The sequence below is a fragment of the Pedobacter sp. genome, from assembly GCF_035566355.1.
GTDB lineage: Bacteria > Bacteroidota > Bacteroidia > Sphingobacteriales > Sphingobacteriaceae > Pedobacter.
Map to the genome: position 1 here is coordinate 1 of NZ_DATMRL010000598.1, position 14,063 is coordinate 14,063.

The 14,063-nt window shown below is 40.2% G+C and carries 15 protein-coding genes; 9 read left to right on the forward strand and 6 right to left on the reverse strand.

Annotated elements, in window-relative coordinates; all coding sequences use genetic code 11:
- The 6 genes from VNZ46_RS23560 to rfbB all read left to right on the forward strand — a co-directional run.
- On the forward strand, nt 1–316 hold a 316-nt coding region (locus tag VNZ46_RS23560), incomplete at its 5' end, for a hypothetical protein (RefSeq protein ID WP_325563201.1).
- Complete coding sequence (locus VNZ46_RS23565; RefSeq protein ID WP_325563203.1) at nt 309–1,208, forward strand: NAD-dependent epimerase/dehydratase family protein; 900 nt, start codon at nt 309–311, stop codon at nt 1,206–1,208. The genes VNZ46_RS23560 and VNZ46_RS23565, both read left to right, overlap by 8 nt.
- A gap of 4 nt (nt 1,209–1,212) precedes the next feature.
- Nucleotides 1,213–2,163 carry a UDP-GlcNAc--UDP-phosphate GlcNAc-1-phosphate transferase gene (locus tag VNZ46_RS23570; protein WP_325563205.1) on the forward strand — a complete coding sequence of 317 codons (951 nt, stop codon included), beginning with the start codon at nt 1,213–1,215 and terminating at the stop codon, nt 2,161–2,163.
- 184 nt (nt 2,164–2,347) lie between these two features.
- Nucleotides 2,348–4,306, forward strand: coding sequence for a nucleoside-diphosphate sugar epimerase/dehydratase (locus tag VNZ46_RS23575; RefSeq protein ID WP_325563207.1), 1,959 nt, complete (start codon nt 2,348–2,350; stop codon nt 4,304–4,306).
- 23 nt (nt 4,307–4,329) lie between these two features.
- Nucleotides 4,330–5,190, forward strand: a complete 861-nt coding sequence (rfbA, locus tag VNZ46_RS23580) for a glucose-1-phosphate thymidylyltransferase RfbA (protein ID WP_325563209.1) — start codon at nt 4,330–4,332, stop codon at nt 5,188–5,190.
- Between the two features lie 13 nt (nt 5,191–5,203).
- Nucleotides 5,204–6,256, forward strand: coding sequence for a dTDP-glucose 4,6-dehydratase (gene rfbB, locus VNZ46_RS23585; protein WP_325563211.1), 1,053 nt, complete (start codon nt 5,204–5,206; stop codon nt 6,254–6,256).
- A gap of 54 nt (nt 6,257–6,310) precedes the next feature.
- On the opposite strand, the gene VNZ46_RS23590 is transcribed toward rfbB, so the two are convergent.
- Together VNZ46_RS23590 and VNZ46_RS23595 are read right to left on the reverse strand one after the other, a co-directional pair.
- Nucleotides 6,311–7,543 carry an ABC transporter permease gene (locus tag VNZ46_RS23590; protein WP_199077968.1) on the reverse strand — a complete coding sequence of 411 codons (1,233 nt, stop codon included), beginning with the start codon at nt 7,541–7,543 and terminating at the stop codon, nt 6,311–6,313.
- Between the two features lie 100 nt (nt 7,544–7,643).
- The gene (locus VNZ46_RS23595) at nt 7,644–7,997 is read right to left on the reverse strand and encodes a HesB/IscA family protein (protein ID WP_133782507.1); all 354 of its coding nucleotides are present in this window, start codon (nt 7,995–7,997) and stop codon (nt 7,644–7,646) included.
- Between the two features lie 164 nt (nt 7,998–8,161).
- On the opposite strand from VNZ46_RS23595, the gene VNZ46_RS23600 reads away from it, so the two are divergent.
- The 3 genes from VNZ46_RS23600 (at nt 8,162) to dnaA (ending at nt 11,867) form a co-directional block, all read left to right on the forward strand.
- Nucleotides 8,162–8,692, forward strand: a complete 531-nt coding sequence (locus tag VNZ46_RS23600) for a hypothetical protein (RefSeq protein WP_325563214.1) — start codon at nt 8,162–8,164, stop codon at nt 8,690–8,692.
- A 2-nt stretch (nt 8,693–8,694) separates the two neighbouring features.
- Nucleotides 8,695–10,242: an acyl-CoA mutase large subunit family protein gene (locus VNZ46_RS23605; protein ID WP_325563216.1), complete on the forward strand. Its 1,548-nt coding sequence runs from the start codon at nt 8,695–8,697 to the stop codon at nt 10,240–10,242.
- A gap of 194 nt (nt 10,243–10,436) precedes the next feature.
- Complete coding sequence (gene dnaA / locus VNZ46_RS23610) at nt 10,437–11,867, forward strand: chromosomal replication initiator protein DnaA (protein ID WP_325563218.1); 1,431 nt, start codon at nt 10,437–10,439, stop codon at nt 11,865–11,867.
- A gap of 66 nt (nt 11,868–11,933) precedes the next feature.
- On the opposite strand, the gene VNZ46_RS23615 is transcribed toward dnaA, so the two are convergent.
- From VNZ46_RS23615 to VNZ46_RS23630, 4 genes are all read right to left on the reverse strand, one after another.
- Nucleotides 11,934–12,485 (reverse strand): NUDIX hydrolase, encoded by a 552-nt coding sequence (locus VNZ46_RS23615; protein WP_199077973.1) that lies wholly within the window; start codon nt 12,483–12,485, stop codon nt 11,934–11,936.
- Nucleotides 12,486–12,890: a hypothetical protein gene (locus VNZ46_RS23620; protein WP_325563223.1), complete on the reverse strand. Its 405-nt coding sequence runs from the start codon at nt 12,888–12,890 to the stop codon at nt 12,486–12,488.
- Nucleotides 12,891–12,899: 9 nt separating this feature from the next.
- On the reverse strand, nt 12,900–13,670 hold the full coding sequence (locus tag VNZ46_RS23625; RefSeq protein ID WP_325563225.1) for a TPM domain-containing protein: 771 nt from the start codon (nt 13,668–13,670) through the stop codon (nt 12,900–12,902).
- Nucleotides 13,667–14,063 (reverse strand): TPM domain-containing protein (locus VNZ46_RS23630; protein ID WP_325563227.1); only part of this gene is annotated, 397 nt, incomplete at its 5' end. The genes VNZ46_RS23630 and VNZ46_RS23625, both read right to left, overlap by 4 nt.

Sequence of the window (14,063 nt, forward strand, 5' to 3'; positions counted from 1 at the left end):
GGAAATGGAAGGACATGGGTTTCCTTCTAAAGTTTATACAATCATGGCATGTGCTAAACCATTGTTAGTCTGTTCAGGAGAAAATACACCTATTTATAGATTTCTTCATCCATTGGGATGTTCGTATTTAATCTCTGAAAATAACCTGATAGAAAAGGTAAAGCAAATTAAAACCGTACTTAAGTCGGTTGAAAAAGGAGCCTTAAAGCAGAAGGGCGAATCTGGACTAAATGAAATCTTAGCAAAATACTCCAATCATTCCGTAACCAGACAATATGTGGAACTTGGAAACAAATTGATTCAAAAGGATGAATAAAATAATACTCACTGGTGCAACAGGCTTTGTTGGTTTAAATTTAGCCTCTTTTATTCTTGAGCATAAGCTCGGTAATATAGAACGGTTGTCTATTAGAAGTCAAATCGTTCTGCCTGAAGGAGATGCCATTATTCATTTAGCAGGTAAGGCTCATGACTTAAAAAATGCTTCTAATCCTCAGGAGTATTTCGATGTTAACGCGAATAAAACAAAAGAGCTTTTTGATCTTTTTTTGAAATCTGACATTAAGGACTTTATTTACTTTAGTAGTGTAAAAGCTATTGCAGATACTGTTGTGGGCATTTTGGATGAGGACGTTAAACCCGACCCTAAAACTCCCTATGGACAATCGAAATTGCAAGCAGAGGAATATATTCTAAGTAAGAAACTGCCAGAGGGAAAAAGAGTTTTTATTCTTAGGCCTTGTATGATTCATGGACCAGGCAACAAGGGTAATTTGAATCTTCTATACAATGTAGTTAAAAAAGGCGTGCCGTATCCGCTTGGAGCATTCCATAATCAACGTTCATTCCTGTCAATTTCGAATTTGAATTATATTATTAAAAGATTGATAATGGATCCTGAGATTCCAGGAGGGACTTATAATCTGGCAGATGACGTCTCTTTATCTACTAATGAAGTTATAAGAATCATAGCAGAGGTCGATGGTTGTAAACCCAGATTATGGAAGATTAGTCCAACTATTATTCGAGCTTTTGCAGTGATTGGTGATAAATTACGTCTTCCCATAAGTTCTGAAAGATTAAAGAAACTTACAGAAAGCTATGTAGTCTCCAATGAAAAAATAAAAAAAGCTTTACAGATCAATAAATTACCTGTTTCTTCTGAAGAAGGGCTCTTTAAAACTATCCAGAGTTTTGATTCAAATTAATTATATGTTTTATCTCCTTATATCCGTCATTCTTTCTATTGCCATTTTGGTTTACTTTCGTATAGCTGATCGATTTAATATTATTGATAAACCTAATGAACGAAGCTCCCATAACAGTGTAACCATTAGAGGTGGTGGAATTATTTTTCTTATTGCCATTATTATTGCGGGATTCGTATACCCAATCTATTTGATTCCTGTTTTAGGAGCTGCAATTATTGGAACGATAAGTTTTTTAGATGACAGAATGACTTTATCTAGCCGAATCCGGATTGTATTTCACCTAGTCGCTGTGAGCCTACTTTTTTACTTTCTCAACTTATTTGTAATTATTCCCTGGTGGGCTGTTATTTGCGTCTACATTATTACTATAGGTATAATTAATGCTTATAACTTCATGGATGGAATAAATGGAATCACTGGGCTATATAGCATAGTAGTTTTGAGTGGCTTGCAATATGTTAACTTATATCAACATTCTTTTGTTGAAGCCGACACGATTTGGCTGCCAATAATTTCTTGTTTAGTCTTTCTATATTTCAATTTCAGAAAGACAGCAAGGTGTTTTGCGGGGGATGTTGGAAGTGTTACTATGGCTTTTTGGATCATTCTACTATTGGCCAAATTGATTTTAAAAACAGAGAACTATTCTTATATCTTGTTTTTATCAGTTTACGGAGTTGATGCTGTGTTCACTATTGCTCACAGGCTTCTCCTAAAGCAAAATATCTTTGATGCGCATAGGTTGCATTTTTATCAAATTTTGGCTAATGATCGGAAAATACCTCATCTCCTAGTTTCTTTGGTTTATGCAATTTTGCAGCTAGCTATAGTTGCATTAATAATATTTTCCGATTTTAGTTTCTTTACATTAGTGGCACTAGTTCTGACTCCGCTGGTTTTAATTTATATAACTTTGAAACCAAAGTTGATGCTTAAAGGATCAACAGCATAGAAAGATTAAGGTTCTTTAAGAATAAAGCTATTTTTTTGAGTTGTAAGATAGGTTAACTGGTTGTTGTTCAATATTTTTTATACTTTTTCTGCATCCAATTAGTCCTGAATTTATATCGATACTTTCATCATTAACCAGTTTGGTTCAATTATTGCTAAGTTTGCCATATTGAATAAAAATAGACATGTTTTCTAAACTCGAAATTGTACCTCGCTGGATTATCTTTGCAATAGATATTTGCCTAAGTGTTTTTGCTATGACTTTAGCTAAAGTATTGAAGCACAATTTTATCATTGAAGATATTAATATCCTTGCATTTTACAAATCTATGGTGGCTGTTATTGTAGTCAATGGATTGGTGTTTGTGAATATTAAAACCTATGCAGGGATTGTGCGTTACACTTCTGCGCAGGATTCTTTCCGAATTTTATTTTCGGTGTTGTCCAGTACTTTTATTCTTTTCTTTGTTAATGCTGCTTTTATTGCTTTTGGCGCTCCTCCCTTTTTAAGTAATGTCACCGTCATTACTTATTCCTTGTTTAATTTTCTTTTCCTGATTACTTACAGAATTATTGTGAAGTACTTTTTTATGTACATCAAAAATGCAAGTCTGGACAAGATCAGAATTATAATTTATGGTGCTGGTGAAGCGGGTTTAGCTACTAAACGAACCTTTGATCATGACAACAAAGTAAATAAGAGCATTATCGCTTTTGTGGATGACGATTTTAGGAAAGTTGGGAAAACCATAGATGGAGTAAGGATATTAAATGCAGCGCATCTCGAGGACTTGATTGTCAAACATGAAGTGGATGAAGTCATTTTTGCAAGTTATACGATTCCTGCAGAGCGCAAAGAACAGGTGGTCGATACCTGCTTGGAAAATAATGTAAAGATTTTAAATATTCCTCCTCCAGAAGTATGGGCGAGAGGTGATGTGAGTACTGCACAAATTCAGAATATTAATATAGAAGATCTCTTAAACAGGAAAACTATACAAATTGATACGGACGGGATTCAAAAGGAGTTGAAGGGCAAAAGAATCTTGATTACAGGGGCGGCAGGTTCTATTGGAAGTGAGATTGTACGCCAATTGATGAAGTTTGAAACTGGTTTAATCATCATGTGCGATCAGAGTGAAACTGCATTGCACGACTTGTATCTGGAACTGGAGGAAAAACACAAGAATTCTAATTTCCATGCTTTCATAGGTGATGTAAAGGATAAACAGCGAATGGATTTCATGTTTAATTTTTTTAAACCACAGTATGTCTATCATGCCGCTGCTTATAAGCATGTACCCATGATGGAGGATAATCCGGCAGAAGCGATTAAAACAAATGTTCTGGGAACAAAAACGATAGCGGATCTCTCCGTAAAGTATGGCATACAGAAATTCGTGATGATCTCTACAGATAAAGCGGTTAACCCAACCAATGTGATGGGGGCATCGAAACGAATTGCAGAGATTTATGTACAGTCACTGAACAATTCTCTGAACAGTTCAGATGTGATCTTCCAAAATGGATTGAGTTATATCAATGACTTACATGTTAAGCCGATTACGAAATTCATCACTACCCGCTTTGGAAATGTGCTTGGATCAAACGGTTCTGTAATCCCAAGGTTTAAACAACAAATCGAAAAAGGTGGGCCTGTTACCGTAACTCATCCAGAGATCACCCGGTATTTTATGACTATCCCCGAGGCTTGTCGTCTGGTTTTAGAAGCAGGTTGCATGGGTAAAGGTGGTGAGATCTTTGTTTTTGACATGGGTAAATCGGTAAAGATAGTTGAACTCGCGAAAAAAATGATCCGCCTCGCGGGGTTGGTGCCCAATGAGGACATTAAAATTGCCTATTCTGGTTTAAGACCTGGAGAAAAGTTATTCGAAGAGTTGTTGAACGACAATGAAAATACCATGCCTACACATCATGAAAAAATCATGATTGGCCGGGTTAGGGAATATGTTTTCAATGAAATTGAAAGCCAGATCTATACCCTGCTTGCACATGCAGGAACTAATGACAACCGGAACGTAGTTTTGCAAATGAAAACTATTGTTCCTGAATTTAAAAGCAAGAACTCTAAATTTGAAGAACTTGACGGAGTCAATGAACAATTGTCGTCGAAACAATCTTAATATATAATCTAAAATTTACAATTTTGAAGGGAATAATCCTAGCTGGTGGAAGTGGTACAAGACTTCACCCCCTAACTTTGGTGATGAGCAAGCAAATGATGCCTGTTTATGATAAACCAATGATTTATTATCCGTTGTCAACATTAATGCTGGCAGGTATTAATGAAATTCTTATTATTTCTACACCTCATGATCTACCCAATTTTGAAAAATTACTTGGTGATGGAAGTAGTTTGGGATGTAAATTCTCTTATGCAGTTCAGGAAACTCCAAATGGATTGGCACAGGCATTTGTTATTGGTGCCGATTTTATAGGGCAGGATAAAGTTGCCCTGGTACTTGGGGATAATATTTTTTATGGTGATGGAATGGCCAGGTTACTTCAAAGTAGCTCAAATCCTAATGGAGGAGTGGTGTTTGCTTATAAAGTGGCAGATCCGGAACGTTATGGTGTGGTGGAATTTGATGAGGAGAACAATGCGGTTTCCATTGAAGAGAAGCCTGTTGCCCCTAAATCTGACTATGCAGTACCAGGATTATATTTCTACGATAATAGCGTGGTTGAAATTGCTAGAAACATTAAACCGTCCCTTCGTGGGGAGTACGAGATTACAGATGTTAATAAGGTTTACCTGGAACAAGGTAAATTGAAAGTAGGTGTACTGAGCAGGGGAACCGCATGGCTGGATACAGGAACCTTTGCTTCGTTAATGCAAGCTGGACAGTTTGTACAGGTGATAGAAGAGCGTCAAGGCTTGAAAATTGGTTGTATTGAAGAAGTGGCTTACCGAATGGGGTTTATAGATAAGGATCAGTTGAAAGGTATTGCACAGCCGTTAGTTAAAAGTGGTTACGGTGCCTATTTGTTAAAACTTTTAAAATAGCATGAATTCTAAAATGAAGAAGATTTTAATTACCGGCGGAGCAGGTTTTATAGGCTCTCATGTGGTGAGAAGATTTGTGACCAATTATCCGGATTATGAGATTGTCAACCTGGACAAACTGACCTATGCAGGAAATCTGGCCAACTTGCGTGATATAGAAGAAAGTTCAAACTATAAATTTGTTAAAGGCGATATTACCGATGCTGCGGCCATGAATGAACTGTTTAAAAAAGAGAATTTTGATGCAGTGATCCACCTGGCGGCAGAATCTCATGTTGACCGTTCTATTGTAGATCCAACGGCATTTGTCATGACCAACGTGATCGGCACAGTGAACCTGTTAAATGCAGCCAGGGAATTCTGGAAAGGCGATTACCATAACAAGCGCTTTTATCATGTTTCTACTGACGAGGTTTACGGGGCTCTGGGAGAGCAGGGAATGTTCACTGAAACCACCGCATATGATCCCCATAGCCCATATTCAGCTTCGAAAGCATCTTCCGACCATTTTGTTCGTGCTTATCATGATACTTATGGTTTAGACGTAGTGATCTCCAACTGTTCCAATAATTACGGTTCTCACCATTTCCCGGAAAAATTGATTCCTCTGGCCATTAACAATATCAAAAACAACAAGGCAGTACCTGTTTATGGGAAAGGCGAAAATGTGAGAGACTGGTTATGGGTTGAAGATCATGCCCGTGCCATTGATGTGATCTTTCATCAAGCAAAAACAGGAGAGACCTATAATATCGGTGGTCATAACGAATGGAAAAATATTGACCTGATCCATTTGCTTTGCAAGATCATGGATAAAAAGCTGGGCCGCGCCGAAGGAGAATCTGCCGGGTTGATTACGTTTGTAACCGACCGTGCCGGCCATGACCTGCGTTATGCTATAGATTCTACCAAGCTGCAGCAAGTGTTGGGCTGGGTACCAAGCCTGCAATTCGAAGAAGGCCTGGAAAAAACGGTAGAATGGTACCTGGAAAATGAAGAATGGTTATCTGATGTGACTTCCGGAAATTATCAGGCCTATTACAATACACAATATGCAGGCAGGTAAGTATCAGGCCTGCTGATAAAAAAAGCCTGACCGGAATTTCCGGTCAGGCTTTTTTTATTCGTACCGAAGCGCTTCTACAGGATCGAGTTTGGAGGCTTTCTTAGCTGGATAATAACCAGATAAAATTCCAACAATGACGCATAAAGCAAAACCACCGAGTATGAAGTCCCATGGGATGATAAAGGCTCCGTGCATCATTAAGGAAATGCTATTGCCAAGCAGAATACCAAGTAATATGCCTAGCGCACCCCCCATCAGGCAGATCACTACAGCTTCAATAAGGAATTGCTTCCTGATCACCGAAGGATTTGCACCAATGGCCTTCCGAACACCAATTTCCCGTGTTCTTTCAGTAACCGAAACGAGCATGATATTCATCAGACCAATAGAAGCACCGATCAGGGTAATGACGCCAATAGCGATACCACCAATGGCGATATATTTTAAATTCTCAAAAAGCGTTTGAGCAATAGCATCACTTTTGGTAATTTCAAAATTATTTGTTTGACCCACCTTCAGCTTTCGGATGTTCCTGAATTCGGAGGTGGCTTCGCCGATCACATTGTCCATCATTTCGTTGCCAGGTACCATCACGGTAATGGTATAAGAAGGATCTGCTGATGAATTGATCAGTTTGGCTTTGAGTAAAGGTACATAAACTGCCCGGTCGCCACTGAAGCCCATGCTTGAGCCTTTAGAGGCCAGGATACCGACAATTCTCAGACGGTTGTTTCCAACATTAATGATTTTATCTATGGGCGTTTCCTTTTTAAAAAGGGTTTTGATAATCTCACTTCCCACAATACACACATCAGTACCCAGTTCAGCCTCCGTTGCACTAAAGTTACGTCCTTCCGAAAGGTCCAAACCCTGGGCACTTAAGCCATATTCATCCACACCCTGTATAGCGATATTGGGATTGGTTTTCTCCCCTCCGTATTTAACGGTTGATCCACCGGTGGCACGGATGCTGATGGAGACTGTGGCTGGTGTTTGCAGACGTTCTTTAAAAGCAATAGCGTCTTCAAACCGAATGGATTTAAAAGCTTTTGGCCGCTGTCCCGGACCACCAACACGTATCCCGGTACCCCGGTTCCGGATCGTGAAGGCATTAGCGCCCATACTGGAAAAGGCCTCTGTCATACTTTTCTTTACGGCGTCAAGAGTGGTTAAAATCCCTACCAGTGCCGAGAGTCCAATGGCGATGATCAATGCGGTAAGCATGGTTCTTAACCGGTTGCTTTGAATAGATTGAAGGGCCAGTCGAACGTTTTCAGTATAGGTCATTTTCCAGATTTAAGATTCTCGAGGGGTAAAAATAAAAAGTCCCGCTGTTAAGACAACGGGACCTCCTGAAATGTTACAATAGTTGCAGTTTAAATCTGATTTATACGGAGAAGCTTGTTCCGCACCCACAAGTGCTGTTCGCATTGGGGTTACTGAAAGTAAAACCTCTTGAATTCAGTCCGTCCTGCCAGTCTACCTGCATACCCATCAGGTACATCTGGTGTGCTTTGTGCATAAATACCTTAATGCCGTCTATAATGAATTCCTGATCGCCGTCTTTTTTCTGGTCAAAGCCTAAAACATAGCTCATTCCTGAACAGCCCCCACCTTCAACGCCAACCCTTAAACCGAAGTCCTCGGAAATTTCCTGCTGGTCCTTTAATTTTAAAAGTTCTTTTACAGCACCTTCTGTAAAGGTTACCGGTGCAAATGCGGTGTCAACTGTCGTACTCATATGATTTGAAATTAAGAATAATAAAATAAAAAATAATTGTTTTTTAATACGGGCAACACTTGTTGGTTGCGGCCGAAAAAAAACGATTTGTGGGGTAAATATAAATAAAATGTACATTTTTGCCCTTGTAAATCACTAATTATTACGGTATTCAAACAATTTCAATGAACATACAAGATCTCGCAGCTGCCACCTTTGGTTTGAGTATAGCCGGTGTTGTAACCGTTTCTGCAGGTTATTATCTTCTAAAGCAGGATATTCATCAATACCTGAAGCTGAGGTCGTCAGAAAGTGAAGGTGCTGCTCAGACTGAATTACTCACTCTGCGTCTTCAGGCCCATGAACGGCTGATTCTTTTCGTAGACCGGATCAATCCGGCCAGCTTGTTTTTAAGACTGCATCAGCAAGGGATGTCTGCTGCTCTGCTTCATGCTTTGATCCTGGAGGAAGTGCGTACCGAATATCAGCATAATGTGACCCAGCAATTGTATATAGGAACAACAACCTGGCAGGCGGTTAGAAAATTAAAAGAAGATACTTTAATCATGATCAATCATGCCAGGCAAAATTTGCCAGACGAAGCCCTGGCTACGGAATTGTGTAAAATGGTCCTGCAGCATCTTGGGGGGATGGAACATAATCCCTATGACCTTAGCCAGGAACTGATCACCAAAGAAATACATCTATTATTTTAAATATGGACGACAAGAAATTTACGACGACCTCAGGTCTGGAAATTAAAGAACTGTATACTGTAGCCCGCCCCTCTGATGAGCGTCCGGGGGTATTTCCTTTTACCAGAGGCATACAAAAAGACATGTACCGCGGGCGTTTATGGACCATGCGCCAGTATGCAGGGTTTTCTACGGCCGAAGAATCGAATAAAAGATACCATTATCTGCTCAATCAGGGTACTATGGGATTATCTGTAGCCTTTGATCTGCCTACTCAGATCGGATATGATTCCGATCATGAAATGGCTGAAGGTGAAGTTGGAAAGGTAGGTGTGGCAATTGATTCTCTAAAAGATATGGAAATCCTCTTTGATGGAATTGAATTGAAAAAGATCACCACCTCGATGACCATTAATGCTACAGCCTCCATTTTACTGGCCATGTATATTGCTCTGGCAAAAAAACAAGGGGCGGATATCAAGCAGATTTCCGGGACGATCCAGAATGATATTCTTAAAGAATATGCTGCCCGGGGGACTTACATTTATCCGCCTAAGCCTTCTATGCGGATCATCACCGATATTTTTGAATACTGTAGCAAAGAGGTGCCTAAGTGGAATACCATTTCTATATCCGGCTACCATATCCGTGAAGCAGGATCTACTGCGGTACAGGAGCTGGCTTTTACCCTGGCCAATGGTAAAGCTTATCTGAATGCGGCTTTAGAAAAGGGTCTGGATATTAATGTGTTTGCCAAAAGATTGTCTTTCTTTTTCAATTGCCATAATAATTTTTTTGAAGAGATTGCAAAATTCAGAGCTGCACGCAGGATGTGGGCGCACATCACAAAGGAACTTGGCGCAACTGATGAGAAGGCACAAATGCTTCGTTTTCATACACAAACCGGGGGATCTACGTTAACTGCACAGCAGCCTTTGAATAATGTGATCCGGGTCTCTAATCAGGCTATGGCTGCAGTACTTGGCGGTACACAGTCTCTCCATACCAATGGTTATGATGAAGCTTTGTCTTTGCCTACAGAAGCAGCTGCAAAAATTGCTTTACGTACCCAGCAGATCATTGCTTTTGAAAGCGGCGTGACAGATACTGTGGACCCTTTAGCGGGCTCTTATTTTGTGGAAAATCTGACCGACGAGGTTGAAGCGGCAGCGCAGCTTTATATCGACAAAATTGACGCGATGGGTGGCTCGGTTCAGGCTATAGAGAATGGTTATATTCAGGATGAGATTGCGGGTGCCTCCTATCAGTACCAGGTGGAGGTTGAAGAGGGCAGCAGAGTGATTGTCGGAGTGAATAAATTTACCCAGCAAAAAGAAGGAATTACCGATGTGATGAACATTGATGAATCTATCCGCCTGATCCAGACAGAAAAGTTAAAAAAACTAAAACAGGAAAGGGACAATTTTGTTGTAGAAGCAGCATTAAATAACTTGAAAAAAGCGGCAGAAGGAACTGAAAATCTGATGCCATATATCCTGAATTCGGTAGAGGCCTATGCGACGCTTGGAGAAATAGCGGATACGCTGCGTAGTGTTTTCGGAGAATATTAAAAAGGATGTTAATAAATAGTTATCCACATAAAAAATTCAGGTTAAGTACGGTATGCTACTGATGTTTAAGCTCTTACCAAATAAATGAAATTTAAGTTTTTTTTGTTGATAATTTTTTCAATATTCGATGTCTCGGAGCGGCCGATTCATAACGCCTTTCCCGTTACTGTAAACCAACAAATTATAGAAAACCTATGGAAATAACTTGTACGGAAGTATGGAAAAACTGTCTCCAAATTATTAAGGATAATATTCCAACCCAGAGTTTTAAAACTTGGTTTGAACCGATATCCGCTCTTAAACTGGAGGGTAAAGTTTTGACTATACAGGTGCCAAGTTTATTTTTCTATGAGTGGCTTGAAGAACATTATGTTGGATTATTACGAAAAACAGTGAAAAAACAATTAGGAGAAGAGGGAAGGCTGGAGTATAATATTGTTGTGGATAAATCTTCTAACAGTGGATCTCCTTACACCACCAATATGCCGTCTAATGGAAACGGAGCAGAAGCAAAGATGCAGTCTATGCCTATTCCGGTTTCTATCAACAAAGACATTAAGAATCCATTTATCATACCGGGATTAAAAAAATTGAATGTAGACCCACAGCTCAATTCAAATTACAGCTTTGAAAACTATATTGAAGGGGATTGCAATCGTTTGGCCCGGTCGGCAGGATATGCTGTTGCAGCCAAACCGGGGGGCACCTCGTTTAACCCGCTGATGATCTACGGTGGTGTAGGTCTAGGTAAAACGCATCTTGCACAAGCCATCGGGAACGAAATTAAGAGAAACATGCCGGATAAACTGGTGATCTATGTTTCCTGTGAGAAGTTCTGCCAGCAGTTTGTCGATTCCCTGAAGAACAATACCATTAATGATTTTGTGAATTTTTATCAGGCAATGGATGTGATCATTATGGATGATGTGCATAACTTTTCTGGTAAGGAAAAAACACAGGATATTTTCTTCCATATTTTTAATCATTTGCATCAGTCTGGAAAGCAGGTTATTTTAACCTCTGATAAAGCTCCAAAAGATTTGGCCGGGCTGGAGGAACGCTTGCTGAGCAGATTTAAATGGGGGCTTTCTGCAGATTTACAGGTTCCTGACCTGGAGACCCGTATCGCGATTCTGAGAAAGAAGATGTATGCCGATGGGATAGAACTTCCTGCCGAAGTGGTAGAATATGTTGCCAATAATATTGATAATAACGTACGTGAGCTAGAGGGCGCAATGGTTTCGTTGCTTGCCCAGTCTACTCTAAACAAAAAAGATATTGACCTGGCCCTGGCCAAACAGATGCTGAAGAATTTTATCAAGAATACCTCCAAGGAGATTTCTATGGAATACATTCAAAAACTGGTTTGCGAGTATTTTGAGGTTCCGGTAGATATGGTGAAATCCCAGACCCGTAAACGTGAAATTGTTCAGGCACGCCAGATCTCTATGTATTTGTCTAAAAGCCATACCAAATCATCATTAAAGACCATTGGGGCTTTCTTTGGCGGTCGTGACCATTCTACGGTAATCTATGCCTGCCAAACGGTAGAGGATCTGATCGATACAGATAAGAAATTTAAAGGATATGTGCATGATATCCAGAAAAAGCTGAAAATGAGCTAAGGCTCATCGCTTAATAAAAAGCCCCTGTAAGATAACTTGCAGGGGCTTTTTTGATAAATTGGTGTATTATGGCTGTTGCTCCAGTTTGAGCAGTCCATAAAAAAGGGCTGCGGCATGCAGCGCCTGTTCAATCTTGTTCTCCTTTAGGAATTGTTTGACTTCTTCTATACTGTATTCTTCTACATTTAAGATCTCATGTTCATCGAGGTGCTGTGGATGTGTTTTTACGCCACCGGTTAAGAAATAAGTAAAAGTTCTGTTGTTTGCTGTAGCAGGATTCGGGTATAACGTTGCGATTTGCTCACAGGTTTCAAAGGTATAGCCAGTTTCTTCCAGCAATTCTCTTTTAACCGCAGTTTCCGGAAGTTCGTCGCCATCGATCACACCGCCAGGGATTTCTAGAGAAATAATATCTGCGCCGTGTCTGTATTGTCTAACCAGGATGATTTTGTTGTCTTTAGTTAAAGCAACTGCATTGACCCAATTGGGGTATTCCAGAACAAAATAATCATCTTTTATCGTCCCATTCTGAAGTTTACAGGTATCTACTCTTAGGGTTGCCCATTTCTCTTTGACCAGGTATCTGGAAGAGAGTCTTTGCCATTTTAAAATCTCCATCTAGGAATTTGTGCTTAAATATTTCTTCACCACATCTTCTCTGTCCAGATTGATCATGTTGATGGTGCGGTGTTCTGTGATTAACAATTGATAAATTTGCCCAAGCTTTACCGCCAGGGATCTGTTTTTGGGGTTTGAAAGAGCCGGATCAAAGATGGAGTAAAGTATTTGACTCAGTACATCCAGTTTCTCCGCGGGAAATGCAGATGTTTTCAAAAAAGCCAAAAACTCAGTTCCATCCATTGCCTGTAGATCGGCATCGCTCAGGTTGTATTCATTTTGAAGCAAATCCATTAATTTCTGATCTGCTTCTTCTGTTTTTCCTTCTGTTTTCAAATGAAGGATGCGGGCCAGCGCCTCGGCCAGTTTCTTGATCTCCGCTGTTAATAAATCTCTTCTTAGCATATTCTTCTTTTACCAGCTTCCACTGCTTCCGCCTCCGCCAAAGCTTCCGCCACCAAAACCTCCAAATCCACCACCGCCACCGCTGCTGCCTCCGCCGAAGCCACCACCGCCTCCGGAACCTCTTCCGCCTCCAAAGAGCATACTCCAGAATAAGGCATCGGCAACACCCCGGCTGCCAATAACCTGGCTGCCTCCGCGTCCGCCGCCTCTGCGGATGATCACAATGATGATAATGATGATGATGATTAAGATAGGAAGGGCAGATCCGTTGTTATTATTGCCTTTTTTGGGATTCTCATTTTTATATTCGCCTTTGGTGTAGCGGATAATGGCATTTGTTCCGGATTCCAGCCCGCCATAATAATCGCCGCTTTTAAAATAAGGTTTAATATCGTTCTCAATGATCTGTTTGGTATACATATCTGGTAGGGCGCCCTCTATTCCATAGCCTGTTTGAAGAGAAATTTTTCGATCTCCAAGTGCAACCAGAAGCATAATTCCGGTGTTTTTCTTGCTGCCTACACCCCACTTTCTTCCAAGTTGAAGGGCATAATCATTAATGTCATAGTCGCCAACTGATTTTACGATAGCAACAGCAATCTGAATAGAGGTAGAATCGTCAAAAGCAACCAGTTTATCTTCGAGCTGCTGGGTTTGTGAAGCGGTTAAGGTGCCTGTAAAATCGTTAACCAGTTTGTTGGGCTTGGCGGGGAATTCCTGTGCAAAACCAATGGTGCTGAAAATAACCAGTGCAAGAACCAGGATCGATGGTTTTATCATGTATTTTGTTTTATTTGATCCATAAAAATGATATCGTTGGGCAATTCATTAATATCACCGCTTTGATATGGGAAAAACAGGGCCAGTTGTTCACCAATAAGGCTGATTCCTGCAATCAGGCCCTGGGTAATATTGCCTCCGGCAAAATGTGCTTTCATTGCGATTTGAGTAGTTTCCCAGAAATCTTCCGGAACAACCTTGTGGATACCGCTGTCTCCAATAACCGCAAATTTATGATCTTCATGAGCGAGATAGATTAAAACACCGTTGTGATGGGCGGTTTTATCCATGCCCAGCTTTTTAAAGTAAGCTGTGGCAACATCAAATGCTTCACCTTTACAATGTTTATCAATTGCTATTCTGATTTCGCCTGAAGTCAGTTTTTCTGCTTCT

Coding starts and splice junctions, on each gene's coding strand:
- VNZ46_RS23565 (WP_325563203.1), top strand. CDS start 309: ATGAATAAAATAATACTCACTGGTGCAACAGGCTTTGTTGGTTTAAAT.
- VNZ46_RS23570 (WP_325563205.1), top strand. CDS start 1,213: ATGTTTTATCTCCTTATATCCGTCATTCTTTCTATTGCCATTTTGGTT.
- VNZ46_RS23575 (WP_325563207.1), top strand. CDS start 2,348: ATGTTTTCTAAACTCGAAATTGTACCTCGCTGGATTATCTTTGCAATA.
- rfbB (WP_325563211.1), top strand. CDS start 5,204: ATGAAGAAGATTTTAATTACCGGCGGAGCAGGTTTTATAGGCTCTCAT.
- VNZ46_RS23590 (WP_199077968.1), bottom strand. CDS start 7,543: ATGACCTATACTGAAAACGTTCGACTGGCCCTTCAATCTATTCAAAGC.
- VNZ46_RS23595 (WP_133782507.1), bottom strand. CDS start 7,997: ATGAGTACGACAGTTGACACCGCATTTGCACCGGTAACCTTTACAGAA.
- VNZ46_RS23600 (WP_325563214.1), top strand. CDS start 8,162: ATGAACATACAAGATCTCGCAGCTGCCACCTTTGGTTTGAGTATAGCC.
- VNZ46_RS23605 (WP_325563216.1), top strand. CDS start 8,695: ATGGACGACAAGAAATTTACGACGACCTCAGGTCTGGAAATTAAAGAA.
- dnaA (WP_325563218.1), top strand. CDS start 10,437: ATGGAAATAACTTGTACGGAAGTATGGAAAAACTGTCTCCAAATTATT.
- VNZ46_RS23615 (WP_199077973.1), bottom strand. CDS start 12,485: ATGGAGATTTTAAAATGGCAAAGACTCTCTTCCAGATACCTGGTCAAA.
- VNZ46_RS23620 (WP_325563223.1), bottom strand. CDS start 12,890: ATGCTAAGAAGAGATTTATTAACAGCGGAGATCAAGAAACTGGCCGAG.
- VNZ46_RS23625 (WP_325563225.1), bottom strand. CDS start 13,670: ATGATAAAACCATCGATCCTGGTTCTTGCACTGGTTATTTTCAGCACC.